Below are 25,119 nucleotides of genomic sequence, written 5' to 3'. Positions count from 1 at the left end.
ATCGCGGCGCACGCCGCCCTCCCTCACCTAGCAGCTTTCGAGACGTTCGTGACGCATTCCCACCAGATTCATATCATCGGCGGCGGTCTCGCCGGGTCCGAGGCAGCCTGGCAGCTGGCCCAGGCGGGCTTCCGCGTGCGGCTTTCGGAAATGCGCGGCAGCGGCGACTGCACGCCCGCGCACCAGAGCAAAGGGCTGGCCGAGCTCGTCTGCTCCAACAGCTTCCGCTCCGACGATGCGGAAAGCAACGCAGTCGGGCTGCTTCACGCCGAGATGCGCGCGCTCGGATCGCTGATCATGGCGAAGGGCGACGAACACCGCGTGCCCGCAGGTTCGGCTTTGGCGGTGGACCGCGATGGCTTCTCCGCCGGGGTCACCGCCGCACTGGAGACGCACCCCAACATCACGATCGTTCGCGAACGGGTCGACATCCTTCCCGCGGAGGGTCCGACGATCATCGCGACCGGCCCGCTGACCGCACCCGCGCTGGCCGAGAGCATCGGCGGCGCCACCGGCAGCGACGCCCTCGCCTTCTTCGACGCGATCGCGCCGATCGTCCACTTCGACAGCGTCGACATGGACGTCGCCTGGATGGCCGCGCGCTGGGACAAGGGTGGCAAGGACTACATCAACTGTCCGATGGACAAGGACCAATACCTCGCCTTCCACGCCGGGCTGCTTGCGGGCGAGAAGACCGAGTATCGCGAGTGGGAGAACGTCCCCTATTTCGAAGGGTGCATGCCGATCGAGGTCATGGCCGAGCGGGGCGTCGACACGCTGCGCTACGGCCCGATGAAGCCGGTCGGGCTCGACAATCCGCGTACCGGCCGCTGGCCCTATGCCGTCGTCCAGCTGCGCCAGGACAATGCCCAGGGGACGCTGTGGAACATGGTGGGCTTCCAGACCAAGCTCAAGCATGCCGAGCAGGTTCGGTTGTTCCGCACCATCCCGGGCCTGGAGAAGGCCGAGTTCGCGCGGCTGGGCGGGTTGCACCGCAACACCTTCATCCGCTCGCCCGAGCTGCTCGACGCCACGCTTCGGCTGAAGGCGCGGCCCCACCTGCGCTTCGCGGGGCAGATCACCGGCTGCGAGGGCTATGTCGAGAGTGCGGCGATCGGCCTGATGGCCGGCCGCTTCGCGGCGGCCGAACTTGCCGGCAAGGACCTTCCGCCGCCTCCGCCCGAGACGGCACTGGGCGCGCTGCTCGGCCACATCACCGGCGGCGCCGAGGCCGAGACCTATCAGCCGATGAACGTCAATTTCGGCCTGTTCCCGCCGATCGAGGGCCGCACCAAGAAGGCCGATCGCAAGAGGATGTACACCGCGCGTGCCCGTGCTGCGCTTGCGGACTGGATGCCCGCCTAGTCTTCTGCCTCCGCGCGCGGGGCTGGACAGGCGCAGCGCGCGGCAGGCTTGCGCGGGATCGCGGTGGTCGCGAACTCCGCCGGATTCAGCGCCGTCGACCGGTCCGCATCTGCCTTGGCGAACTTGGTCGTGGTGGCGACCGCCCATTCGTCGAACGAGAGCTGGCCGTCGCGGTTCGTGTCGAGTTTGGCATAGGCCTTGCGCCGGCTGGCGAGATATTCGTCGCGCGTGATGCTGCCGTCCCGGTCCTTGTCATAGCGATCGAAGCGCTTCTGCTCGCGGGTACGTTCGGTGGCGCTGGGTATCGTGACGGGTACCGGCGGCAGCGGTGCCATGCCGACGGGCGCCGCCTTTGGCTGCGGCAACGGCGCCTCCGTCTGCGCCGTGCCCCGGAACAGGATCACGCCGCCCCCCGCCAGAAGCAACGCCGACAAGACCCCCGCCCCGTACCGCCACATGCCTGCCCCCGCCCCGCTGTGCCGGAGCGCAGGCTATCGCAAGCTGCAGGCGGCGAATAGCCCTAACGTCCGGTTAACCGATGCCACAGCACCCGCGAGAGGCGGCGCGGCGAGCCGGACGGCAATGGAGCATCGAGCGGCACATCCAGGTCCATTCGGGCGAAATGGGCTGCCGCCCCAAGACTGCGGGCGGCGCTGCTCCATCGCATGCCCAGCGCCTGGTCCAGCAGCACCCGCGCACGCGCCGCCGCCATGGTTGCCAGCGCCGGCTCACGGACGTGTCTGGCCAGGTCTGCTAGAGCCCAGCCTGTACCGGCATCGATCAACGGGTCACCTGGCTGCGCTCCAAACATCTGCCCGCACGCCTCGAACAGGCTCCCGCCGCGCAGCCGCCCCTGCCGATCCAGCGTTTCCGCGTCGAACGCTTCCTCCTCCAGCAACATGCTCCACCCATCCGTCATCCCACTGAGCATCGACGGGCGAACCCCGGTGCCGGCGAACGCCCGGGCAAGGTCCGCCAGGACGGGGACAGCAGGCGCAGGGCCGTCATCTAGCGCGCGCAAGGCATCGCCCCACCACCGCAGGCGGATCTGACCCAGCACAGGCTCGCTTGTAGAGCGCAGCACCTCTGCAAGCGCTGCGTCCAAGGCCAGAGCAGCCGCAAGCGCTGGTCGTCCCTTCGCCGGGGCGTAGGCAAGAAGAACAGCATGTTCGGGATTGTTGCCGGTCATGCAACGGCCTCCCGCAATTGGGTAAACATCAAATCAACCATGATGGTTCAACCAAGCTTATCCCTCTGCGAACCATAGGAGACCGTCGAACGTCATGGTCCCAAGGCACTGAAATGAAGAAGCGATTGCCCAAGCGGCGTGCAGGTGCGCGGCCGTTCCTGAGCGCGCTCGCCCGGGACGTTCGCGGCAACACGCTGATGCTGGTCGCGGCCGCCCTGATTCCCTTGATGGCGATGATCGGGTCAGGGGTCGACATGGCTCGCGGCTATATGGCGCAGGACCAGTTGCAACAAGCATGCGATGCCGGAGTGCTCGCTGCCCGGCGGCTGCTCAGCGGCTCCCAGCTGACGGACGCAGTGAACAACGAAGCCAAGGCGTACTTCAATTTCAACTTTCCGCAGGGAACGTACGACGCGGCAGCCTTCACGCCTGTGGTGACCGTTCCGAAGCTGGGCACCGTGCGGATGACGGCCAGTACGACGATCCCGACGGCCATCATGGGCATTCTCGGCTTCAAGACGATGGCGCTCTCGGCGAGTTGTTCGGCGACGCAGGACTTCGTCTCGACCGACATCATGCTGGTGCTCGACATGTCCGGTTCCATGAACTGTCCGCCGGGCCAAGCCGGCGCGTGCAACGAAGTCGAGCAGCCGGGGTCCAAGATGGCCGCACTACGCTCGGCCGCAACATCCCTATACGATACCCTGGCGGGCGCGCAGAACCAACTGCATGCGAACAGCCTGCGGCTGCGCTATGGATTTGTGCCGTATAACGGAACGGTCAACGTCGGAAGGATTCTGTACGCTAAGAACCCAGACTATATCCGCGGTCCAACATACCCGTACCAGACACGGGTATGGGTGCCCACCACCCGAACAACAACTTCGTTCAGGTCGGAGTCGGACTGTGCCGCCCTGGGCGGGACGTGGAGCCGCTTTTTCTTGTCTCTCGGATACTGCACGTACCAGGAGGTGACGGGAGGGGCCTGGTCCTACGGCCAATATTGGGTCGACGTCTCCAGATATGTTACCGGCGCTACGGTTCCCGTTCCGACGCAGACGAACGGCAGCACGGCACGCTGGGCCGGCTGCATTGAAGAGCGCAAGACGAACAACGGCACGATCAACGGTGGAAGCGGTACCACCGCGCCGGCGGATGCTTGGGATCTCGACGTCACACGCATTCCGAACTCGGATGACAGCCGTTGGGGACCTTGGTGGCCGGAAGTGGAATTCGGCAGAGACGCGACGGCGCAGCGAACCAGAAGTGACTATTGTGCGAGCGAGGCAAGCCGCCTCACCGAATATTACAATAACAAGCAAGGGTTCACGAACTATCTGGCCAACTTGAAGCCGCTAGGATCGACCTATCACGACATCGGCATGATCTGGGGTGCTCGGTTCATCGCGTCGGAAGGCATTTTTGCGGGGCCTGCGGAGACCAACGATCAGTTCACTGCGGACAATCCCTCGAAGATCCGCGGTTTTTCCGTGCGGAAGTACCTCATATTCATGACGGACGGTGATCTCTCGCCGACACTCGACGAATATTCCAGCTATGGCATCGAGAACCTGGATAAGCGGGTTCTCGGCTCGGCGGCAGTGACGGGCACCAACCAGGTAAACCGCCATCTTCAGCGCTTTCGTATGGCGTGCAACGCGGCAAAGGGGCAGAACATCGACGTGTGGGTGATCGCCTTCTCCACCACCCTCACTTCGGAAATGCAGAACTGCGCGAGTTCGCCCAGCCAAGCGGCCGGCATCAGCACCTCTGCAGACCTGATCGCGAAATTCCAGGAGATCGGTTCGAAAATCGGATCGCTGAGGCTTAGCCAGTGAGCGCGACCCGCTCTCGTCTGGCGTTGGCTTCGGATCGACGCGGTGCGACGATCGTGGAGTTCGCGCTGGTGACCCCGATCCTTCTGCTCGTCCTGATGGCCGCGCTCGAATTCGGGTATCAGGGCTATATCAACGCGATGGTGCAAGGTGCGATGACCAAGGCCGCTCGCCTGGCGACGGTTGGCGGCCGGACGTCCGCCGACGTGGAGAAGATGATCAAGGACGAGGTCGGGCAAGTCGTGGATCGACAATACATCTCGGTCGAGACCCGAAGCTATTACAACTTCTCCAATGTCGGGTCCGCAGAAAAGATCACTCAGGATACGGATCCGAAGACGGTGTACAATAAGGGTGATTGCTACGAAGACGCGAACAACAACGGCCAGTATGACACGTCCTTGGGCTCCGCGGGCTTGGGAACCGCAGACGACATCACCTACTATAAGGTTACCGCCAACTATCCGAACCTGACGCCGATCTCGCGCTTCGTCAGCTGGGTAGGCAGGCGATCGGTTTCGGCGACGATCGCCCTGCGCAACCAGCCCTTCACCTCACGCGCCTCGGCGACCATCCGATGCGACTGACGCCATCCCGGGAACCGCGGCACACTCCCGCCGCTGTCGCGGCCGACGTCCGCGGCGTGGCGCTCCTGGAGTTCGCGCTGTCGCTGCCCTTGCTGCTGACGGTCACCCTCTATGGGGTGGAGACCGCGAACCTCGCCATCGCCAAGATGCGGGTGAACCAGATCGCCAGCACGATCGCCGACAATGCGGCGCGCGTCCGCGACAATATCGATGAACGCGATGTCAACGAGCTGCTGCTCGGCGCCAACCTGCTTGGCGGCGGGATCGACTTCGGCGCGCGCGGGCGCGTCGTCGTCTCCAGCGTCTCCCCCAACGGGCTCAGCGGCAGCCAAGCAGGCCAATGGATCCGCTGGCAACGATGCACCGGGGCACTGAACACCCCGGAATCCCAACCGCGCTACGGCAGGGAAGGAACCGGCAAGACTACGGGCAGCCTGAAGTTCATCGGGAGCAGCACGCGTTCGATTGCCGCCAGCAGCACCACCAACCTGATCCTGGCCGAAGTGACCTACCGCTATAAGCCGATCGTTTCGGAGACATTGTTCGGACCGATGGTCCTACGCTCTGAGACCGCCTTCTCCGTCCGCGAACGGCGGACCGAGGATATCCAGAGCGCTACCGGCGTGACGCCGAGCGTCTGCACCGTCTACTCGGCGACGTGAGGGGCGGCGAAGCTTCTTCAGCCCGCCGCCCTTTTCATCTTCAACCCTTGTAGGTGACCTTCTTCACCGTCTCGACCACGCGGTCGGCGGTGACGAGTGCCAGCTTCTCCAGGTTCGCCGCGTAGGGCAGCGGCACGTCCTCGTTGGTGACGCGGAGCACCGGTGCGTCGAGGTCGTCGAAGCCCTGCTCCATCACGACTGCCGCGATCTCGCTCGCGATTGAGCAGACCGGCCAGCCTTCCTCGACCACCACCAGGCGGTTGGTCTTCTTCAGGCTTGCGAGCACCGTCTTGGTGTCGAGCGGGCGCAGCGTGCGCAGGTCGATGACCTCCGCCTCGATGCCCTCGCCGGCCAGCTTCTCGGCTGCTTCCAGCGCGACGCCGACACCGATCGAGTAGGACACGATCGTCACGTCCTTGCCCGGACGCATGATGCGCGCCTTGCCGATCGGCAGGACATAGTCGTCGAGCTTCGGCACCTCGAAGGTGCGGCCGTACATCAGCTCGTTCTCAAGGAACACGACCGGGTCTTCCGAGCGGATCGCGGCCTTCAGCAGGCCCTTGGCATCCGCCGCGTCATAGGGCGCGATCACGACCAGGCCGGGGACGCTGGCGTACCACGGGCCATAGTTCTGCGAGTGCTGCGCGCCCACGCGGCTCGCGGCGCCGTTGGGACCGCGGAACACGATCGGGCAGCGCATCTGGCCGCCGGACATGTAGTTGGTCTTGGCGGCCGAGTTGATGATGTGGTCGATCGCCTGCATGGCGAAGTTGAACGTCATGAACTCGACGATCGGCTTCAGGCCGCCCATCGCGGCACCGGTGCCGACGCCGGCAAAGCCGTATTCGGTGATCGGCGTGTCGATGACGCGCTTGGGACCGAACTCCTCGAGCAGGCCCTGGGTGACCTTGTACGCGCCCTGGTACTCGGCGACTTCCTCGCCCATCACGAACACGCGGCCGTCGGCGCGCATTTCCTCGGCCATCGCGTCGCGCAGCGCTTCGCGGACCGTCACCTTCACCATCTCGGTGCCTTCCGGCACTTCGGGATCGGTCGACGTCTGCTCGACGGCGTTGACGAGCTGGGTCGTGCCGGTCTCCTGCGCCTTCGGTGCATCGGAGACGGCTTCGGTGCGCTGGTCGGACGGGGTCTGCACGCCGCCCTCGCCCTCGGCCGGCTTGGAGCCTGCGGCTGCACCGGTGGAGGTCTGCGACGCGTTGGCGGCTTCGGCCACGTCCTCGCCCTCACCCGCGATCAGCGCGATCACGGTGCCGACCTTCACATTGTCGGTGCCCTCGGTGACCAGGATCTTGGCGATCGTGCCTTCGTCGACGGCCTCGAACTCCATGGTCGCCTTGTCGGTCTCGATCTCGGCCATGATGTCGCCGGATTTGACGACGTCACCTTCCTTGACCAGCCACTTCGCCAGCGTGCCCTCTTCCATCGTGGGCGACAGCGCCGGCATCTTCAGTTCGATCGCCATCTCAGTAGTTCTCCACCAGCACGTCCGTATAGAGCTCGGCCGGATCGGGCTCCGGCGTGCTCTCGGCGAAGTCGGCGGCCTCGTTCACCACCTTGCGGATTTCCTGCTCGATCGTCTTGAGGTCGCCCTCGCCGACGCCCAGCTTCTCAAGCTCGCGCTTGGCGGCCTCGATCGGGTCGGAGTTGTCGCGCATCGCCTGCACTTCCTCGCGCGAGCGGTACTTGGCCGGATCCGACATCGAGTGGCCGCGATAGCGATAGGTCTTCATCTCGAGGATGATCGGGCCCTTGCCCGCACGCACCCACGCCAGCGCCTCTTCGGCTGCACCGCGGCAGGCGAGCACGTCCATGCCGTCGACCTGGATGCCCGGGATGCGGAAGCTCTCGCCGCGCTTGTAGAGCTGGTCTTCCGCCGACGAGCGGTTGACCGAGGTGCCCATGGCGTACTGGTTGTTCTCGATCACGTAGATGATCGGGAGCTTCCACAGCTCGGCCATGTTGAAGCTCTCGTACACCTGGCCCTGGTTGGCCGCGCCGTCGCCGAAATAGGCCATCGCGACGCCGCCGTCCTCGTTGTACTTGTGCCCGAACGCGAGGCCGGTGCCGAGCGACACCTGCGCGCCGACGATGCCATGGCCGCCGTAGAACTTCTTCTCGGTCGAGAACATGTGCATCGAGCCGCCCTTGCCGCGGCTGATGCCGGCGGCACGGCCGGTCAGCTCGGCCATGATGATCTTGGGATCGATTCCATAGGCCAGCATGTGGCCGTGATCGCGATAGCCGGTGATGACCGAGTCCTTCTCGCCATCCAGCGCCGACTGCAGGCCGACGGCAACCGCCTCCTGGCCAATGTAGAGATGGCAGAAGCCGCCGATGAAGCCGAGGCCGTAGAGCTGGCCCGCCTTCTCTTCGAAGCGGCGGATCAGCAGCATCTGCTTGTAGAAGTCGAGCAGTTCCTCCTTCGAGGCCTCGTAGCGCGTCGGTTCGTTGGGACGCTCACGGTTCGGAACGGCAGGTTCGCTCTTGGCGCTCTGCGCCGGTGCCTTTGCCACGATGTAGGTACCCTCATGCCTGGGAAAGGGGAAAGGAGCCGAGCCTATAGGCCGGTTTCTCTCCCAACTGCAATCACCCGGCCGGAGCGGCTGGGCGACCGCGCTGGAGCCCTGCTAGCGCAACTCGGCCTAGCCGTCGACCGTCCCTGCGCAGCGATCCGCATTGCCGGCACCGCTGCCGAGCGGCATGATGAACTCGTCCGGGTGCGCGACGTTCAGCTGCTTGCGGACCAGTTCGTCGACCATGTCGGGATCAGCGTGGCGGGGATCGAGCAGCGCGACGCGGTTGCGCAACTCCGCCCGCGCCTTGTCCAGGCAAGCGTAGTAGGCCTGACGCTGGGCCAGCTTGCGGGAATAATCGCGGTAGGCGAGAATGCCGTTGGGTCCGAGCACCGCATAATAGCCGAAGAACCCCATGAACAGAATCGCGAACGCGGGAAACCCTGCACGACGGAGTATCGGGTGAAGCGGCGAGGAGCGCGGCATGCCCCGATATTTGCGCAAGCCGCGGGCGTGCGCAAGGTCGCCCGAGTCGAAAACATCAAGAGATTCGAAGCTGATGCATCTACGCCACGACCCCGCCAGCCCCGCTGCCGAGCCGATCGACTTCGATGCATTTCTCGCGGTCGACGTCCGCGTCGGAACGATCGTCGCCGCTGAAGAGTTCCCCGAGGCGCGCAAACCGGCGATCAAGCTGCGGATCGACTTCGGCCCGACGATCGGGGTTCGCCGGTCGAGCGCGCAGATCATGGAGCATTACACGCCCGAGGCGCTCGTCGGGCGGCAGGTGGCCGCGGTGGTGAACTTCCCGCCCCGCCAGATCGGGAAGTTCCTGTCGGAAGTGCTGACGCTCGGCTTTCCCGACGAAGACGGTGCCGTGGTGCTGTTCGCGCCGGATCGGAAGGTGCCGGATGGTGGGCGGCTGTTCTGACATGAGGGGTGGTGGAAAGGGGTCGCGGGGGCCGGTCGTCCACAACCCACGGGCTCGGAAAGTCAGCCCGCCAACATTAGTAGCGCAAGAGGCGGGTAGCGGCATGTATGACGAAGCTTTCCGCGACTTACGCGAGCTTTATCGCGGAGACGCTCCTGAGACCGGTCGATCACGCAGCGTCGGGAAAGAAGATGTGGTTCGGTGGTCCGTGGTTGGCAGCCTCAACCTCACGCAAACCTTTGATCGGCTCGGCATCGAGCTGTCACGCGATGATGCCGCCGGAATCCTGACGTGGGAGTTCTGCGACGTCACCGCTAATACCTTGTTTGGCGTGCTTACCGATATACAACTGGATGACGCCCACCCTGTTGATGAGCCCAAGATGTTTTGGAAGTTCTACTTGGCATTCGATCACAGCGAGACAGTTCCCGCTACAGAGGCAGAGCAGGTAGCACGCGAGGAGATCCTGCGCTTTCTCGCGTCAGCTAGGCTGGCGCCTTGATCTTCGCGACTTCTCCCCCGTCCTTTTCCCCCGTCACCCCGGCGTAGGCAGAGGACCAGGATCGAGCGGCCGGCGGAGCGGGCGGCTCTTTTGGGCGTTGGTGTAGAAAGAACAAGAGGTCAGAAGCGTGGGAGATGGCGCAGCCCGCTCCGCGTCCCGCCGCAAGCCCAGATATCCAGAGCATCTGCGCTGACGACATAGGTCGCGGCGGCGCTAAAGCGCTCCCGCTCATCGATACCAACTTGGCTGGGAGGGCTGGTGATGATCCTCCCCGCAGGAAGTCCATCGAAGCCGGCGCGCTCGATGCTGACGTCAATCCTGTTGGGATCGATCTTCCAGCCCCGTCTCGCAAACGCGTACGTCCGTCGCATGCTGGCGATGTTCTTGAGACAAGGATCGGCGGCCAGCTGTCCTTCTATCTGCTCCACGACCTTTTCACTCGGCTTGCCCGCGGGACAGCCCACCATGAAGAGGACGGAAGGGAGTAGCGCGTAGTTAGAGCAGGCCATCAGCCGATGTTAGCCGGTTACGCGACGGCTACCAGTGCTACCGCCCCTCTTCGCCACCCGACGCTCTCCAGCTTAGGATGGCGGGGGAGCGCGCGTTGCCCGCGCGTCCCCCACTTCCCCTTACGCGCGCAGGATCGAGCGGCCCGCGTAGCGGGCGGCGTCGCCCAGCTCTTCCTCGATGCGGATCAGCTGGTTGTACTTCGCGAGCCGGTCCGAACGCGCGAGGCTGCCGGTCTTGATCTGGCCGCAGTTGGTCGCGACCGCGAGATCCGCGATCGTCGCGTCCTCAGTCTCGCCCGAACGGTGCGACATGACGGCGGTGTAGGACGAACGCTGGGCCAGGCTCACCGCCTCCAGCGTCTCGGTCAGCGTGCCGATCTGGTTGACCTTCACTAGCAGCGAGTTGGCGAGGCCCTTGCCGATGCCCATCGCCAGGCGCTCCGGGTTGGTGACGAACAGGTCGTCGCCGACCAGCTGGACCTTGTCGCCGATCTTGTCGGTGAGCGCCTTCCAGCCCTCGAAATCGTCCTCGCCCATGCCGTCCTCGATCGAGAAGATCGGGTAGCGCGCGGCGAGGTCCGCCAGATAGTCCGCCATCTCGACCGGGGTCAGCGACTTGCCCTCGCCGACCATCTCGTACTTGCCGTTCTTGAAGAACTCGGTCGCGGCGCAGTCGAGCGCCAGCATCACGTCGTCTCCCGGCGTGTAGCCGGCCTTCTCGATGCTGGTCATGATGAAGTCGAGCGCGTCGGTGGTGGACGAGAGGTTGGGCGCAAAGCCGCCCTCGTCGCCGACCGAGGTCGCGAGGCCCTTGTCGTGCAGGCCCTTCTTCAGCGTGTGGAAGATCTCCGACCCGCAGCGCACGGCCTCGGCGAGGCTCGGTGCGCCGACCGGCATCACCATGAATTCCTGGAAGTCGATCGGGTTGTCGGCATGCTCGCCGCCGTTGATGATGTTCATCATCGGCACCGGCAGCAGGTGCGCCGAGACGCCGCCGACATAGCGATAGAGCGGCAGGCCGCGCGCATCCGCCGCCGCCTTGGCGACCGCAAGGCTCACGCCCAGGATCGCGTTCGCGCCCAGGCGGCCCTTGTTGGGCGTGCCGTCGAGCTCGATCATCGCCCGGTCGACGTCTGCCTGATCCTCGGCGTCGAGGCCCAGTACCGCCTCGGCGATGTCGGCGTTCACCGCGTCCACGGCCGCCTGCACGCCCTTGCCCATCCAGCGCGACTTGTCGCCGTCGCGCTTCTCGACGGCTTCGTGCGCGCCGGTGGAGGCGCCCGAGGGCACGGCCGCGCGGCCGGTGCTGCCGTCTTCCAGCATCACGTCGACCTCGACGGTGGGGTTCCCACGGCTGTCCAGGATCTGGCGTGCGTGGATGTCGATGATTGCGGTCACGTAACGATCTCCCTACCTTCTCGGCCGGACGCTGCCGGCGATCGTGCGCAGCCCTATCCGCTCGGCCCCCGCGGGGCAATTCGTGCCGGATCGGGAACCGCCGTCGCCGGCTTTGGTTCTCCAGGCGAACCACGAAGGGAAACGCACGATGAGCGACACCAACCGGACCGACCCGCTTTCGAGCACGGGCCCTAGCGACACCAACGTCGAGTTCACCCCCTCTTCCAGCACCGCCGGTGGCGCGGACGTCAGCTTCAAGCCAACCGGCAGCGACGAGTCCGTCTTCGAGACCGCAGGCACGACCGACACGGGCGGCAGCACCACCGGCACGACGGCGGACAAGGCCAAGGGTACGGCACAGACGCTGAAGGACGAGGCGAACAAGCTGGGTCGCCAGGCGACGGACAAGGCGCGCGGCCTTGCCGATGAAGGCAAGCTGCGCGCGACCGGCGCACTCGATGAATTTTCGAAGATGATGGAAGATGCCGCCGGCACGGTCGACGACAAGCTGGGCGAGCAGTACGGCCAATACGCCCGCTCCGCGGCACAGGCGCTGTCGGGCTTCTCCGACTCGCTGCGCGACAAGGATGTCGATGAGCTGATCGAGGACGTCCGCGGCTTCGTACGCAAGAGCCCGGCAGTCGCGATCGGCACCGCAGCCGCCCTGGGCTTTGTCCTGGCGCGCGTGGTGAAGGCGGGCGTGGACGGCGCCGCGGACGCCACCGACACGACCCCGACGGCCTGACCCCGAGCGAGTGGACGCGATGCGCGATAGCAGGAGCGACGCCAGCATCGGCGAACTGATCCAGCGACTGGTCTCTGACGGCCGGACGTGGATCCAGGCCGAGCTGGCCGTGTGGAAGGCGGTCGCCGCCTCCCGCAAGAACGACGCGATCCTGGGGATCGCCTTCGGCGTCGGGGCGCTGGTGCTCACCTTTGCAGCAATCGGCGCCCTGCTCGTCGGGCTGATCCTGGTACTTCGCGGGCCATTGGGCAACGGCGGCGCGACTGCCGTGGTCGTGCTCGTGGCGCTCGCGATCGCCGGCATCCTCGGCAAGATGGCGGCGACGCGGCTGGGCCGCGCCTTTTCGGGAGACGGGCTGTGACCGAACCCCAGGGCATCGCAGCGGCGCGCGCGAACGCGCAGCAGGCCAAGTCCAGGATGCTGGGTACCGTCGACGCGCTGAAGGCCCGGCTGAACCCCGGAACCGTCGCGGAGGATGTGGCCGGCCGAGTCAAGGAACGGGCGTCGGCTGCGGTCGAGCAAGGCGTCGCCGTCGTCCAGCGCGAGCCCCGCGCCGTGGCGGCGGGTGCAGCCGGGCTGTTCGCCCTGTTCATCACGCCGAAGCTGATCCGCAGCCTTCGGCGGCGCTGCAAGCAGAAGCGGGCACGCGCCAAGGTACCAGCCACGGTCGCTAGCCCGGAGCCGCCGCCAGCACCGCCCCCCGCAGGATCCTGACACCATCACTGGGCCGTGATCGGCCCCTAGCAAGGACAAGTGGAATGACCACGAACGGCAACAACACCACGGCTTCGACCAACACGTCCGCGGACACCCAGGGCGACGCAGGCACCCTCGCCCACCTGCGCGAAAGCGCGAGCCACGCCTATGAGAGCACGCGCGAGAGCGCGGCGACGGCAGCGGCGCGTGCGAGCGAGGGCATCGAGGCAAACCCGCTCGCGGTGCTGGCGGGCGGCATTGCGCTCGGCGCCATCCTCGGCGCGCTCCTGCCCAAGTCGGAAAGCGAGCAGAAGGTGCTGGGCCCGCTCGGCAAGCGTCTGTCCGAGACGGCCGCGGCTGCCGCCACCGCCGCTCGCGAGGCGGGCAAGGAACAGCTGACCAGCGCGATCCCCGACAAGGATGCCGCCAAGGAGTCGCTGAAGAAGGCGTTCGGCAACGTCGTCGAGGCGGCCAAGGACGGCGGAAAAACGGCTGCTACCGGTAGCAGCGCGGCCTGATCGCCTCTGCGCCCTTGAGTGCTCGGCTCGAGCCGCTATGCGGCAGTGCAGCACACATCAGGAGCTGACATGAGCAAGATGCATCTCGTTTTCGGTGGCCGCGTCAGCGACCCCCAGACGCTCGACTTCGTCGATCTGAAGGAAGTCGATCTGGTCGGGCTGTTCCCCGACTATGAGAGCGCCGAAAAGGCGTGGCGCGCCGCCGCGCAGCGGACGGTGGACGATGCCGAGATGAAGTATGTGGTGGTGCCGCTGCACCGCCTGCTCGAGCCCGAGCTGAAGTAACGGCAGCCCGAGAGAGCCGACACGAGACGGGGCCGCTTCCGGATTGGAAGCGGCCCCGTTTCTGTTTCGTGCGCGGGTGACCCGAAGCGGGTGGCCCCGCCCCGGCCCCTTACAGCGCGAAGCGGGCGGTGACGCGCAGATCGCGCCCCGCGAGCGGGGCATAGTCCTTCAGGTAGCTCGCGTGCCGGCGCGCGACCACATCGAACAGGTTGTTGGCGGACAGAAGCAGACTGGTGGGGTTGTCGCGTCCCCAGGGCTTCAGCGTGAGCGAGGCATTCACGAGCGTATAGGCGCCCGTCTCGGTCTCGTTAGCGGCGACCCGGTCCTGCTTGGTGACATGCTCCACTTCCAGGCGTCCCTGGGCGAGCACGCCCTGCGCCTCGATGCCGCCGAGCAGGCGGAGCGGCGGGATGCGCGGCACCGGTCCGCCGTTCTTGATCGTCGCATGGGTATAGTCCGCGACGCCATCCACCACCACGGCGGTGCTGCCGATCTGCGCCAGCCGCGCAGAGGCTTCCGCCTCAAGGCCGTAGAAGCGGGCATCGACCTGGTTGTACTGGTAGACCGGCAGCCCATCCTCGAGCTCACCGGTGGGCTGCTCGTAGATGAAGCCGTCGTACCAATTGTGGTAGGCCGCGAGGCTGAAATCGAAGCCGTCGCCGCCGCCCTTCAGCGTCGCCTCCACGCCGTTGCTGCGCTCCACGCCCAGGTTCACGTCGCCGATCTCGAACGCCTGGGTGCCGGCGTGCGGGCCGTTGGCGAAGAGTTCCTCGGCGGTCGGGGCCCGCTCGCTGTGCGACAGCGACACGCCGAAGCGCACGCCGCTGCTGCCCAGTTCCACACTGGCGCCGCCGGCGGCCGAGAAGGCATTGAAGCTGCGCTCCAGCCGGCCGTTGCCGAGGTCCGCGTCCGGCTGTGCCACCGCTTCGGTGCGCTCGTAGCGGCCGGACAATTCCCCACGCACCGCGCCGAAATCGGCACTCTGGAGGGTGAAGACACTATATTGCTGCGTCTCGTTGCGCGGCAGGAATTTCTCCTCGCCGATGACGTTGAGCGTGCGGATCAGCATCTGCGCGCCGGTCGTCCCGCGCCAGCCGCCGCGAACCGCCTGCTGCGCTTCCACGCGCGCTTCCAGCCCCTGGCTGTAGAAGGTCGTCCCGACTTCGCCGGTGTCCTCCAGTTCCTGGTGGCGATAGTCGGCGATCGCGCCGCGGAAACGAAGCCGGTCGATGAAGCCGCCGGTCTCCACCTCACCGCGCATGTCGAGGCGTGTCTGGCGCATGACGATACGCACCGCTTCCGCTTCCTCGCCAGGCTCGATCGCATAGCGAATGGGTACGCCATAGTTGGTGTCGTAGTGCGACACGGAGAAGCCGAGGTTGCCGCCATCGGCGACGACGGCCGCGCCGCCAGCGACCTGCCAGGTCTCGGCCGAGCTGTTGGGAAGCGTTCCGCTGAGGTTTGCCAGATCGGCGATGTCGGGATCGCTGCTGGCCGCCGCCGCGCGACGCTGCGGCCCGGCCAGGATGTGGCCCCCGGTCTCCAGGTCGTCCGACTTGGTGTAGCTGCCGTCGGCGTGGAGGACGACCTTGCCGCCGACCGGCACGTCGATGCTGCCCGAGGCGGTACGCTCATCCGCAGCCGATCCATAGCCGACGATACCGTCGAGATGGACCGGTTCCTCCGGAAGCGTGCGCGGGATGCGGCTGTCGATCACATTGACCACACCGCCGATCGCCGACGGACCGAACAGCAGCGCCGCGGGACCGCGGAGCACCTCGATGCGGTCGGCGATCAGCGGGTTGATGGCGACCGCATGATCGACGCTGGTGGTCGAGACGTCGAAGCTGCCGATCCCCTCGGTCAGCACGCGTGCGCGGTCCCCCTGCAGGCCGCGCAGGATGGGCCGCGAGGCGCCGGGCCCGAAGCTGCTGGAACTCACGCCGGGCTGCCGCGCCAGGGTGTCACCCAGGGTAGGTCGCAGCGAACGGTTCAGCGCGTCTCCCGAAAGCACGGTGGTGCCGCCGAGCAGATCCGCCTTCGGGCGGTCCAGCGACGCCGTGACGACGATGTTGGCGCCGATCTCCTGGTGGTTCGCGTCGGTAGTGCTGCCCTGCCCTGCCTGCGCCGCTGCATCCACCGGGGCGCCGTCGGTCTCTGCCGGGGCAGCATCCGGGCGCGCATTGGCCGGAAGCGCACAGGCGAGCGCAGCACTACCAAGAAGAAGACGAGCAAACGACATCGAGACCCTCCCATAAGCGGATGGCCTCCCCTAGCGGGCAATGATACAACGTCACAATAGGCGAATTGCTTTTGTGACAAAGTTTTTCTGATGGATGCGCCGGCTAGCCCAGGATCCGGCGATAGAGCGCCTCGTACCGCTCTGCCATGCGCTCGACGGAGAAGTGCGCCGCCACTCTCGCGCGGCACGCGGCGCGATCGATCTGGTCGACCCGTGCCACGGCGTCGATCGCCCCGTCCAGGTCGTCCACCAGGAAGCCGGTAACCCCGTCCTCGATCAGTTCCGGCATGGAGCCGCGCCGGTAGGCGATCACCGGCGTGCCGCAGGCCATCGCCTCGACCACGGAAAGGCCGAACGGCTCGTCGAAGCCGATCAGGTGGAGCAGCGCCCGTGCCTGCCCCAGCATCGCGGTCCGCTTTGCGCCGCCGACGGCACCGTGATGGAGGATGCGGACGCCGTCGATCCCGGGCTCGACCTCCTCACGCCAATAGCGCTCGTCCTGGACGATCCCGGCCATGTGCAGTCGCCGGCCGGTCGCCCGAGCGACTTCGATCGCCTCGCGCGGCCCCTTGTCGGGGTGCATGCGGCCGAAGAACAGCAGATCGTCGCTGCCCGCTGCATCGAAGGGGAAGTCGTCGATCGGAATGCCGTGGTGAATGGTGGCCGCATAGCGCAGCGCCGGATGCCGGTCCGCGTCACTGATCGCGACGTAGTGCACCCGATCCTGGTAGGGCGCGTACATCGGCAAGATCCGGTCGGAGGAGAAGCCGTGGATCGTGGTGACCATGGGCGTCGACACTAGCCCGGAGAAGGCATGCGCCGGAAAATCCGCCTGGTTGTGGATCAGGTCGAACTCGCCCGCGCGCTCGAACGCATGGGCGAGATGGCGGAACTCCCACACCTTCGCGTCGACCGCGGGATCTTCCGAATAGGGTGCGGGCACGATGCCCGCGAGGGTCCCGGACGTGATCGAGTCGAGGGTTGCGAACAGCGTCACGTCCACGCCGCGCGCGACCAGCGCCTCGGTGAGTAGGCTGGTGACCAGTTCCCAGGGACCATAGTGCCGCGGCGGTGTGCGCCATGCGATCGGCGCCAGCATCGCGATCCGCATCAGGCGGCAGTCCCCAGGATCATTCCTTCATTTCCCCTCAAGCGCAGCAGCGCGCCGGTCGGGCCCGTTGCACCCCCCAGCGTGGAGAGCAGCGGGCGACAGCCTGCCGCCCAATGCGGCACGTTCATCTCCACGGGAGTAGCGCCAAGGTTCAGCGCCACCAACACCCGCGTGTCGCCGTCACGCCGCTCATAGGCGAGCAACCTGCCCTCGCCCTCGACGAGGTGCCAACTGCCGACCGACAGGGCCGGCGTGTTCTTGCGCAGCATCAGGAGCGCGCGCGTCAGCGTCCACATCGAGGCGGGATCGTCTTGCTGGAACGCAACGTTGCGGGTCGGGTGATCCGGGTTGAGCGGCAGCCAGGGATCTCCAGTGGTGAAGCCCGCTCTGGCACTTTCGTCCCACGGCATGGGGGTACGCACCGGATCACGACCGCGGCCGGGCTCGCGCAGTTCCTGCGGGTCAACTGCCTGACCGGGCGGGATCGTCACGTCCGCAAGCGCGAGTTCGTCGCCATAATAGAGCGTGGGCGTACCCCGCAGGGTCAGCAGCAGCATGGCCGCGACGCGTGCCTGCGCTTCCCCGACCCGCGTCGCGATGCGGGAGCGATCATGGTTGCCCAGCACCCAGTTCGGCCAGCCGCCGGGTGGAAGGGCCGCTTCATATTTCGCGATCCGCTGCGCCAGTTCGGCTGCGTCCCACCGTACCTCGATCAGTTGGAAGTTGAAAGGAAGATGCACGCCCGGGCGGGCATTCCCGTAATAGGCCACCAGCCGCTCGACGGGCAGGTAGATCTCGCCGATCAGCACCCGCTCCTGCCCCGTCGCGGCGAACCCGTCGGCGACCGCGCGCATGTCGGCGGCGATGTCATGGACTTCCGGCTGGTCGGTCGAGTGAAGCTGCAGCACCCGGTTCTTCTCACCCGAGCCGGGCAGATAGCCTGGGTTGATCGGATTGTCGGGGAAGTCGGCGTGCTTGATCATGTGCCAGAGCACGTCGACGCGGAAGCCGTCGACCCCGCGCGCGAACCAGAAGCGCAGGACGTCGAGCATGGCGGCCCGCAACTCCGGATTGCGCCAGTTGAGGTCCGGCTGCTCCTTCAGAAAGGCGTGAGAGTAATACTGCCCGGTCGCCGTGTCCCATTCCCAGGCGGGGCCGCCGAAATCGCTGATCCAGTTGTTGGGCGGACCACCACCGGGCGCCGGATCACGCCAGATGTACCAGTCCCGCTTCGACGAGGTCCGCGATTGGCGGCTCTCCACGAACCAGAGGTGCTGGTCCGAACTGTGGTTGGGCACGAAATCGAGCAGCACCCGCAATCCGCGGGCGTGTGCGGCCGCGAGCAGCGCGTCGAAGTCAGCCAGCGTCCCGAACCGCGGGTCGATGTCGCAGTAATCGGCCACGTCATAGCCGAAGTCCGCCATGGGCGACGGGAAGATTGGCGAAATCCAGACGGCGTCGATGCCGAGCTCGACGAGATAGTCCAGCCGGTCGGTTATCCCTCTGAGATCGCCGATCCCGTCGCCGTCACTGTCCTGAAAGGACCTGGGATAGATCTGGTAGATGGTGGCCGCTTCCCACCACGGCCGCGCTTCTGCCATGAGCACTCCCCGTCCGATCGCCTGCACCCGAAAGCGGTGGCGGGTCGCCCCCCGCCACCAGTCACGTCACTCGCCCGAGGAACGGGTGGCCGTGTGGCCGCCAAGGGCGCTGTCCTGCTCCCGGTCGGCAGTGCTGCCGGCGACATCGGCCTCGCGCTGATCGCCCTCCCGCGCGCCTTCTGGCCCGCTGCCGATCGCGTCGCCGGGAGCCACGGGATCCTCGTACCGCTCGTGCCCGCGCTTGGTGTCCATGCCGGGCGTGTTGTGGCCGTGCATGCGGATATCGTCCTTGGCCATGATCGCTCTCCTCCTGCGGAGCCCGATCAACGGCCGGCACCCCGCGGAGTTGCAGCATTCGCCCTCCAGACGCATCGGTTCAGCCGAAGCGGCAGGTGGAACCGCTCCAGCGGCGCAAACGCGCCGTTTCGCGAACCCCGCCGCTCGGCTAGGCTGCAGGCTCATGACCCGCTTCACCGTGAACAACCAGCCCGTCGAATATCAACTGGACCCGCAGACGCCGCTCCTGTGGGCGCTGCGCGATGCGTCGAACCTCACCGGCACGAAATACGGGTGCGGTGTCGGAGAGTGCGGCGCCTGCACCGTGGATGTCGATGGAGAGGCGGTGCGTTCCTGCCAGGTCGCGATCGGCGCCTTAGAAGGGACCTTCGTCACCACCATTGAGGGACTGTCGCGCGATCGCAGCCATCCGGTGCAGGCCGCCTTCCTCGCCTCCAATCTGGGCCAGTGCGGCTATTGCATCCCCGGCCTGGTCATGGCGACGGCCGCGTTGCTGCGGACGGACCGCGATCCTTCCGATGCGGCGATCGCCGAGGCGCTGACGAATCTTTGCCGTTGTGGCATCCAGCCGCGCCTGACGGAGGCCGTCCGGCGGGCGGCGCGGCTTGCCCGGGGCGACGAGATGCTGGAGCCGGCGCCCAGGCCCGGCACCGACCATGACGAGGCGGCACGCGCGGTGCCGGCGCTCAGCCCGCGCTGATCCTTTCAGGCGGCTGTCACCCGAGTTCAGCCGCGGCTCATCGCGCAGGGCCTATCTGCGGATCAACGTAACCGGCGGGTCCGGTTGGGAGAGCCGCAGTGACCAAGTTCTTGTTGATGGGGTTGATGGCAGCCACCGCGCTGGTGCCTGCATCGGCATGGGCGCAGGATCGGGGCGATCGCCCCCGGCGCGAAGCGCGTGAGGCGAGCCGCCCTGCACCGCAGCGCGTTCAGCGCAATGCTCCGCGCGAGCGCCCGCAGCCCCAGCGCAACTTCCAGAACGAGCGGGCGCAACAGCCCCGCCCGCAGATGCCGCAGCGGGATTATCAGAACCAGCGGCCGCAGCAGGCGCGCCCGCAGATGCCGCAGCGCGACTTCCAGCGGGAGCGGCCGCAGCGGCGCGAGGAGTGGACTCAGCGCCCGGAACGCCCGGCTGGCTTCGATCGCCCCCGCAGCGACGGGCAGCAGCGGTGGCAGGGTGGCGACCGGCGCCCGGACGGCCGCTTTGATCGTCCCGATCCTCGGCCGGGCAACCGGCCGGACGTCCGCGGCAACGACGGCCGCCCCGATCGTCCGGGGGTCCAGCCCGGTCGTCCAGGCGGCAATTGGGAAGGTCGCGACCGTCGTGCCGGCGACCGCTTCGATCGCAACGATCGTCGCCCGAGCGACCGCTTCGACCGGAATGACCGCCGGCCTGACCGCGGATACGATCGGAACGACGGCTGGCGCAATCAAGCCCGGGACCGGCAGGACTGGAACGATCGCCGTGGGTGGAGCCGCGGCTGGCGCGATGATCGCCGCTACGACTGGGACCGGTATCGCCAGGCGAACCGCAACGTCTATCGCCTTCCGCGCTACTACCCGCCGTCGGGCTACCACTATGGCTATCGCCGCTTTTCGGTGGGGCTGACGCTCGGCTCGATGCTCTATGGATCGAGCTATTGGATCAACGACCCGTTCTACTATCGCCTGCCGCCGGCGTACGGCCCCTATCGCTGGGTCCGCTACTATAACGACGCGCTGCTGGTGGATCTGGAGAGCGGCGAAGTGGTCGACACCGTCTACGACCTGTTCTGGTAACGGGATCGATGCGAGCGGGTCCGGCGGGCGACTGCCGGGCCCCCTTGCGTTCGCCGGCACCTTGTTCGAAGGAACGGTGCCATGAAGGTGCAATCGACCCGTCCGCATGGCTCCCCGTCCCCGGTCCGGGCAGAGTTCGGGACCCGCGTCGCCGAGCGGCTGAAGGCCAATCCGAATGTCCGCCCCGCCAAGACGGAGGCGGCCCAGATGTTCTTCCATCCCGACTTCCTGAGCCCGGACGAATGCGCGATGCTGATGCGCACCATCGATGCGGGCAGCCGCCGCTCGACGCTGCTCACCGAGTCCAACGACCCCAATTTCCGCACCAGCGACAGCTGCGACCTCGACCGCTGGTCTCCCGAGATCCAGCCCCTGGATGAACGGATCGCGGACCTGCTCGGCATCGAGCCCCAGTTCGGCGAAACCATGCAGGGCCAGCGCTATGCGCCCGGCCAGCAGTTCCGCGCGCATCACGACTATTTCCACGAGGGCGAGCGCTACTGGGCCGACATGGAGCAGCAGGGCGGGCAGCGGACCTGGACGGCGATGGTGTTCCTGAACACCGTCGAGCAGGGCGGCGCCACCTGGTTCCCGCAGGCGGGCGTCCGCTTCAAGCCCAATGCCGGCCAGCTCGTCGCCTGGAACAACATGAACCCGGACGGCAGCCCCAACAAGCTGACCCTGCACGAGGGGATGGCGGTGGTGCGCGGCACCAAATACATCATCACCAAGTGGTTTCGCGAGCGCCCCTGGGTCAAGTGATGGAAACGACGGCGATTTCCATCCTCCTCCGGTTGGCGTAAGCGCCGCCCATGCGTCCCGTACTGAACATCCACCGCTCGATCCTCGGGCAACCCTGGCGCTGGCGCGGCTTGGCCGCAGACCCGTGCGACGCGAGCTTCGCGCCCGACGACCTGATCACCCAGCTGCTGCTCGCCCGCGGCTGCGCGCGTGACGCGCTGGAGGCGCATCGCAGCCCCAGCATTCGCGGCTTCATGCCGAACCCATCGATCTTCCGTGACATGGACAAGGCCGCCGACCGGCTGGCTGATGCCGTACAGGCGGGCGAGCAGGTCGCGATCTTCGGCGACTATGACGTCGACGGGGCGACTTCGGCGGCGCTGCTGATCCTGCTGCTGCGCCAGCTGGGCATCGAGCCGCGCGCCTATATCCCGGATCGGATGACGGAGGGTTACGGCCCCTCGGGCCCGGCGCTGCTGCGGCTGAAGGAAGAAGGCGCGAGCCTGATCGTTACGGTGGACTGCGGCGCCCAGGCGTTCGAGGCGCTGGACGCGGCGCGCGAGGCCAAGGTCGACGTGGTGGTGGTCGACCATCACAAGTGCGCAGCCGCCCTCCCCTATGCGCATGCGCTGGTGAACCCCAATCGCATGGACGAGCGCGAGGGTGCCGAGCACGGGCACCTCGCAGCCGTCGGCGTAGCCTTCCTGCTGGGAGCAGCGCTGTTGCGCACGCTCAGGACGCGGGGCTGGTTCGCCAACCGTCCGGAGCCCAAGCTGATCGAGCTGCTGGACCTCGTCGCGCTGGGCACCGTCGCCGACGTCGCGCAGTTGCGCGGGCTGAACCGCGCCTTTGTCGCCCAGGGGCTCAAGGTCATGGCGCAGCGCCGTAACCTGGGGCTGGCCGCGCTGATCGAGGCGTCCAGGCTGACGCGGGCGCCGACCTGCTCGGACCTGGGCTTCGCGCTCGGGCCGCGGATCAACGCGGGCGGGCGCGTCGGCCGATCGGACCTGGGCGTCCGGCTGCTGACCACCCGGGATCGGGACGAGGCTCGCGCGATCGCCGAGGAACTGGACCGGCTGAACGAGGAACGCCGCGCCATCGAGGCGGTGGTGCAGGCCGAGGCAGAGGAGCGCTGCGTTGCGCAGCAGGACCGCGGCGTGGCGGTGGTTTCCGGGCGCGGATGGCATGCCGGCGTGATCGGCATCGTCGCAGGCCGGCTGAAGGAAAAGCTCGGGCGCCCCGTCCTGGTCATCGCCGTCGACGAGAATGGCGTCGGCAAGGGCTCGGGCCGGTCGATCGCAGGCGTCGACCTGGGCGCGGCGATCCTCTCGGCGAAGGACAGCGGCCTTCTCCACGCAGGCGGCGGCCATGCCATGGCGGCGGGCGTCACCGTGTCGGAGGACACGATTCCGGCGCTCGCCGACTTTCTGCACGACAGCCTCGCCGAGGCCGTGGAACGCGCGCGCGGCGAACGCGCGCTGCTGTTCGACGCGGTGCTCGCCCCCGGCGGCGTGAACCCGATGCTGGTGGAGGCTCTGGAGGTGGGCGGTCCCTACGGGGTCGGCTGGCCCGCGCCGCGCGTGGCAGCCGGCCCGGTGCGCGTGATCCGCGCGGATACGGTCGGCAACGGCCATGTCCGGCTGACGGTCGCCGGAGACGACGGGCGCAGCCTGAAGGCCGTGGCGTTCCGGCAGGCGGACACGCCGCTCGGCATGGCGCTGCTCGGCGCGCCGCCCCACCGGCGGCTATGGCTCGCCGGGCGGGCGAAGATCGACGATTGGGGCAGCCGCCCCGCCGCCGAGCTCCACGTCGAAGACGCAGCCTGGGCCGATTGATGGACCCGAAACAAAAATCGCAAACACCCGCTTGACCGCCCGGCAGCATTTCCCTAGTTCGCCGCAACCGGCAACGGCCCCTTCGTCTAGTGGTTAGGACGCGGCCCTTTCACGGCTGAAACACGGGTTCGAGTCCCGTAGGGGTCACCACGTTGAAATAGCGTGGTTTTTTAGAGGCACGGCGAGCGAGTTCCCCATTTTTGGGGCTCAGTTCCCCAGAGGTCCTCGACCGCCACTGGCTCAGCAGGCTGGTGATGATGCCGCTTACTCCTCTCGTAGCGAGCGAAGTGCCACAGCCAAAGTAGGCCGCGGGAAACTCCTGATCTTCCTGACACTCACGGTTTTCTGCGGCTTTGCGCCCTGATTTTCTTCCTGATCTCATCATGATCAAGTCATGACGTTTTAGGGTGACCTCTCAGGTTGAGAAAACGGCGCATCTTCAACGACATAACGAAAACGGGCACCCGAGGTCAGCAAGAAGTCAGCAGCGAAAGGTGACCCAGAAAACGGCGGAAAATTGTCGTTCTTGGTCGGGTTCAGAGAGGTGGTACGGAAGATCAGGAATTTCCCGATCGACCTTCCCTGCTGGGGCTTGAGCCGCAGAATTTTCGCGGCGGCCGTTGCGGGCTCCGCGTATGTCTCCAGCTGCGTCGATCTGCGTCACGCCGGGGGCACAAAAAGCGGCACACCCTCGGCGGACTTCCTAGGGCTCGGATTATGCTTTTGGATGCGTCGAAAGCGCCACAAAAAGAGCGCGGGCGAGGCGGGGGTCTCTGCGCGTAAATTGGGGTCGCAGGACCGGGGCTGGTCACGCAGGCACAGGCAGCGCACGGGGGCACAGGAACGCGACTAGGCGCGCCGGGCGCGCGTGTGAGGGCTATGCCCTGGCGGCGTTGCACGGGCTTCCTAGGCGGCAATCGGGGCGCCGCTCTGTCTTCGTCGGCTGGCTCGGCCGTGGCGCGCGAGGCAATATTGTTGCAGGGGGCCGCTTCGCCTTCGGCCAGTAGGCTGTCGTCGATCCCGAGGTACTTGCCGAGCAGCTGCCGGTCGGCGTCAGGCAGGGCGGCCGGCGACTGGCGCTTAACGTAGCCGCCGAAGTAGCCGGCGCTCCGCCCAATCAGGCGCGACAGCGCGGTCATGGTCTCGTTGCGCTCGGCCGCCATCGCCAGCAGCGCTTCGCGCGGATCCGCTGGAAGCATTCGCCCACGGCCAAGCGACGCAATGCGCTTGCGGTCAGTAGGCATGATAGTCGACCTCGGCGTCGTCAATCGCGGCGAACGCGTCGCCATCCGCCTGTTGCTAGTTGAGGTGGGCACGCACTTGGTCGGCATCTCCCTCGCGCGGGAACGAACGATCCGCGCGCGCTTGTTCGGCGATGCGGTCGACCCAGTCACCTCGATCCCTCTGCATCAACAACCATGCCGCGAAGCTCGGGCGCGGCTCCCGTAACGATCGACTTGCACCGTGCGACTCATACGATCCATGACCTGGTCGAAAATACGCGTTCCTATTATGTTCCGCAAGGTTCCGGCCGGCGGCACGGCTCATGGCAGCGGTAGGGCCAGGGATTGTCATGGACACCGAACCAAATATCAGGAACAAGATCAGCCGGGGAAAAATCGCAGCGGTGTTCTTGTAGCAATGCCTAAAGGCTATGCGCGTATCTTCATTGCGCTCGCAGGACTCGCACTAGGGTCAGGACTCGTTGATCACAGCCAGAAGATGACGGTGGCAGCGAGGGCGATTGCGGAGAAGAA

At 66.7% G+C, this 25,119-nt stretch carries 28 protein-coding genes and 1 tRNA gene; 18 read left to right on the top strand and 11 right to left on the bottom strand.

Annotated elements, in window-relative coordinates; translation table 11 throughout:
• The first annotated feature begins 48 nt into the window (after positions 1-48).
• Positions 49-1,365, top strand: a complete 1,317-nt coding sequence (gene trmFO, locus ABDZ92_RS07970; RefSeq protein WP_125962303.1) for a methylenetetrahydrofolate--tRNA-(uracil(54)-C(5))-methyltransferase (FADH(2)-oxidizing) TrmFO — start codon at positions 49-51, stop codon at positions 1,363-1,365.
• Here trmFO and ABDZ92_RS07965 read toward each other — a convergent pair.
• On the bottom strand, positions 1,362-1,823 hold the full coding sequence (locus ABDZ92_RS07965) for an EF-hand domain-containing protein (RefSeq protein WP_343762313.1): 462 nt from the start codon (positions 1,821-1,823) through the stop codon (positions 1,362-1,364). The two genes, trmFO and ABDZ92_RS07965, sit on opposite strands and share 4 nt — an antisense overlap.
• 62 nt (positions 1,824-1,885) lie before the next feature.
• A complete protein-coding gene (locus ABDZ92_RS07960; protein WP_125961866.1) occupies positions 1,886-2,554 on the bottom strand; it encodes a squalene/phytoene synthase family protein in 669 nt (222 codons plus the stop codon).
• Positions 2,555-2,667: 113 nt separating this feature from the next.
• Between ABDZ92_RS07960 and ABDZ92_RS07955 the strand changes: the two genes are divergently transcribed.
• From ABDZ92_RS07955 to ABDZ92_RS07945, 3 genes are read left to right on the top strand one after another with little or no spacing between them, the layout of a single operon-like run.
• Entirely contained in the window at positions 2,668-4,392 is a 1,725-nt protein-coding gene (locus tag ABDZ92_RS07955; RefSeq protein ID WP_125961867.1) for a TadE/TadG family type IV pilus assembly protein, read from the top strand.
• Positions 4,389-4,976: a TadE/TadG family type IV pilus assembly protein gene (locus ABDZ92_RS07950; RefSeq protein ID WP_125961868.1), complete on the top strand. Its 588-nt coding sequence runs from the start codon at positions 4,389-4,391 to the stop codon at positions 4,974-4,976. Before ABDZ92_RS07955 ends, ABDZ92_RS07950 begins: the two co-directional genes overlap by 4 nt.
• A gap of 56 nt (positions 4,977-5,032) precedes the next feature.
• Positions 5,033-5,638: a TadE/TadG family type IV pilus assembly protein gene (locus ABDZ92_RS07945; RefSeq protein ID WP_164521332.1), complete on the top strand. Its 606-nt coding sequence runs from the start codon at positions 5,033-5,035 to the stop codon at positions 5,636-5,638.
• A 40-nt stretch (positions 5,639-5,678) separates the two neighbouring features.
• Here the strand turns inward: ABDZ92_RS07945 and ABDZ92_RS07940 are convergent, their stop codons facing one another.
• From ABDZ92_RS07940 to ABDZ92_RS07930, 3 genes are all read right to left on the bottom strand, one after another.
• A complete protein-coding gene (locus ABDZ92_RS07940) occupies positions 5,679-7,121 on the bottom strand; it encodes a pyruvate dehydrogenase complex E1 component subunit beta (RefSeq protein ID WP_125961870.1) in 1,443 nt (480 codons plus the stop codon).
• A 1-nt stretch (position 7,122) separates the two neighbouring features.
• Positions 7,123-8,172, bottom strand: a complete 1,050-nt coding sequence (gene pdhA, locus ABDZ92_RS07935) for a pyruvate dehydrogenase (acetyl-transferring) E1 component subunit alpha (protein WP_125961872.1) — start codon at positions 8,170-8,172, stop codon at positions 7,123-7,125.
• 129 nt (positions 8,173-8,301) lie between these two features.
• Positions 8,302-8,658, bottom strand: coding sequence for an FtsB family cell division protein (locus tag ABDZ92_RS07930; RefSeq protein ID WP_241211963.1), 357 nt, complete (start codon positions 8,656-8,658; stop codon positions 8,302-8,304).
• Positions 8,659-8,731: 73 nt separating this feature from the next.
• Here ABDZ92_RS07930 and ABDZ92_RS07925 point away from each other — a divergent pair, with 73 nt between their 5' ends.
• Positions 8,732-9,103 carry a tRNA-binding protein gene (locus ABDZ92_RS07925; RefSeq protein WP_125961873.1) on the top strand — a complete coding sequence of 124 codons (372 nt, stop codon included), beginning with the start codon at positions 8,732-8,734 and terminating at the stop codon, positions 9,101-9,103.
• Between the two features lie 103 nt (positions 9,104-9,206).
• A complete protein-coding gene (locus ABDZ92_RS07920; RefSeq protein ID WP_125961875.1) occupies positions 9,207-9,605 on the top strand; it encodes a hypothetical protein in 399 nt (132 codons plus the stop codon).
• Between the two features lie 119 nt (positions 9,606-9,724).
• Here ABDZ92_RS07920 and ABDZ92_RS07915 read toward each other — a convergent pair whose 3' ends face one another.
• On the bottom strand, positions 9,725-10,114 hold the full coding sequence (locus ABDZ92_RS07915) for a hypothetical protein (protein ID WP_125961877.1): 390 nt from the start codon (positions 10,112-10,114) through the stop codon (positions 9,725-9,727).
• A gap of 120 nt (positions 10,115-10,234) precedes the next feature.
• A complete protein-coding gene (eno, locus tag ABDZ92_RS07910) occupies positions 10,235-11,512 on the bottom strand; it encodes a phosphopyruvate hydratase (RefSeq protein WP_125961878.1) in 1,278 nt (425 codons plus the stop codon).
• 148 nt (positions 11,513-11,660) lie between these two features.
• Between eno and ABDZ92_RS07905 the strand changes: the two genes are divergently transcribed.
• The 5 genes from ABDZ92_RS07905 to ABDZ92_RS07885 all read left to right on the top strand — a co-directional run bounded on the left by ABDZ92_RS07905 (position 11,661) and on the right by ABDZ92_RS07885 (position 13,756).
• Complete coding sequence (locus tag ABDZ92_RS07905) at positions 11,661-12,257, top strand: hypothetical protein (protein WP_204991352.1); 597 nt, start codon at positions 11,661-11,663, stop codon at positions 12,255-12,257.
• Positions 12,258-12,276: 19 nt separating this feature from the next.
• Complete coding sequence (locus ABDZ92_RS07900) at positions 12,277-12,618, top strand: phage holin family protein (RefSeq protein WP_125961879.1); 342 nt, start codon at positions 12,277-12,279, stop codon at positions 12,616-12,618.
• A complete protein-coding gene (locus ABDZ92_RS07895) occupies positions 12,615-12,971 on the top strand; it encodes a DUF3618 domain-containing protein (RefSeq protein WP_164521333.1) in 357 nt (118 codons plus the stop codon). The genes ABDZ92_RS07900 and ABDZ92_RS07895 overlap by 4 nt, the downstream gene beginning before the upstream one ends.
• A 44-nt stretch (positions 12,972-13,015) precedes the next feature.
• Positions 13,016-13,471: a hypothetical protein gene (locus tag ABDZ92_RS07890; RefSeq protein WP_239435908.1), complete on the top strand. Its 456-nt coding sequence runs from the start codon at positions 13,016-13,018 to the stop codon at positions 13,469-13,471.
• A 69-nt stretch (positions 13,472-13,540) separates the two neighbouring features.
• Entirely contained in the window at positions 13,541-13,756 is a 216-nt protein-coding gene (locus ABDZ92_RS07885; protein ID WP_125961882.1) for a DUF4170 domain-containing protein, read from the top strand.
• A 109-nt stretch (positions 13,757-13,865) separates the two neighbouring features.
• On the opposite strand, the gene ABDZ92_RS07880 is transcribed toward ABDZ92_RS07885, so the two are convergent.
• From ABDZ92_RS07880 to ABDZ92_RS07865, 4 genes are all read right to left on the bottom strand, one after another.
• Positions 13,866-15,998: a TonB-dependent receptor domain-containing protein gene (locus tag ABDZ92_RS07880; protein WP_343762298.1), complete on the bottom strand. Its 2,133-nt coding sequence runs from the start codon at positions 15,996-15,998 to the stop codon at positions 13,866-13,868.
• 103 nt (positions 15,999-16,101) lie between these two features.
• Positions 16,102-17,109: a glycosyltransferase family 4 protein gene (locus ABDZ92_RS07875; RefSeq protein ID WP_125961885.1), complete on the bottom strand. Its 1,008-nt coding sequence runs from the start codon at positions 17,107-17,109 to the stop codon at positions 16,102-16,104.
• The gene (locus ABDZ92_RS07870; protein WP_125961887.1) at positions 17,109-18,710 is read right to left on the bottom strand and encodes an alpha-amylase family glycosyl hydrolase; all 1,602 of its coding nucleotides are present in this window, start codon (positions 18,708-18,710) and stop codon (positions 17,109-17,111) included. Before ABDZ92_RS07870 ends, ABDZ92_RS07875 begins: the two co-directional genes overlap by 1 nt.
• 66 nt (positions 18,711-18,776) lie before the next feature.
• A complete protein-coding gene (locus tag ABDZ92_RS07865) occupies positions 18,777-19,007 on the bottom strand; it encodes a hypothetical protein (RefSeq protein WP_125961889.1) in 231 nt (76 codons plus the stop codon).
• A 163-nt stretch (positions 19,008-19,170) separates the two neighbouring features.
• On the opposite strand from ABDZ92_RS07865, the gene ABDZ92_RS07860 reads away from it, so the two are divergent.
• From ABDZ92_RS07860 to ABDZ92_RS07830, 7 genes are all read left to right on the top strand, one after another.
• Positions 19,171-19,707: a (2Fe-2S)-binding protein gene (locus ABDZ92_RS07860; protein WP_125961891.1), complete on the top strand. Its 537-nt coding sequence runs from the start codon at positions 19,171-19,173 to the stop codon at positions 19,705-19,707.
• Positions 19,708-19,805: 98 nt separating this feature from the next.
• Positions 19,806-20,786 (top strand): RcnB family protein, encoded by a 981-nt coding sequence (locus tag ABDZ92_RS07855; protein WP_206432240.1) that lies wholly within the window; start codon positions 19,806-19,808, stop codon positions 20,784-20,786.
• An 81-nt stretch (positions 20,787-20,867) separates the two neighbouring features.
• A complete protein-coding gene (locus ABDZ92_RS07850) occupies positions 20,868-21,548 on the top strand; it encodes a prolyl hydroxylase family protein (protein WP_125961892.1) in 681 nt (226 codons plus the stop codon).
• 50 nt (positions 21,549-21,598) lie between these two features.
• Positions 21,599-23,362: a single-stranded-DNA-specific exonuclease RecJ gene (gene recJ / locus ABDZ92_RS07845; RefSeq protein WP_125961894.1), complete on the top strand. Its 1,764-nt coding sequence runs from the start codon at positions 21,599-21,601 to the stop codon at positions 23,360-23,362.
• A 75-nt stretch (positions 23,363-23,437) separates the two neighbouring features.
• Positions 23,438-23,512: transfer RNA gene (locus ABDZ92_RS07840), tRNA-Glu, on the top strand.
• 1,092 nt (positions 23,513-24,604) lie between these two features.
• Positions 24,605-24,811 carry a hypothetical protein gene (locus ABDZ92_RS07835; RefSeq protein WP_272695649.1) on the top strand — a complete coding sequence of 69 codons (207 nt, stop codon included), beginning with the start codon at positions 24,605-24,607 and terminating at the stop codon, positions 24,809-24,811.
• A gap of 33 nt (positions 24,812-24,844) precedes the next feature.
• On the top strand, positions 24,845-25,119 hold a 275-nt coding region (locus tag ABDZ92_RS07830), incomplete at its 3' end, for a hypothetical protein (RefSeq protein ID WP_343762286.1).

The organism is Sphingomonas molluscorum, from assembly GCF_039522995.1.
Classification (GTDB): domain Bacteria; phylum Pseudomonadota; class Alphaproteobacteria; order Sphingomonadales; family Sphingomonadaceae; genus Sphingomonas; species Sphingomonas molluscorum.
The sequence above is the reverse complement of the archived record's forward strand: the minus strand, read 5'-3'. Positions and strand labels throughout refer to the sequence as shown.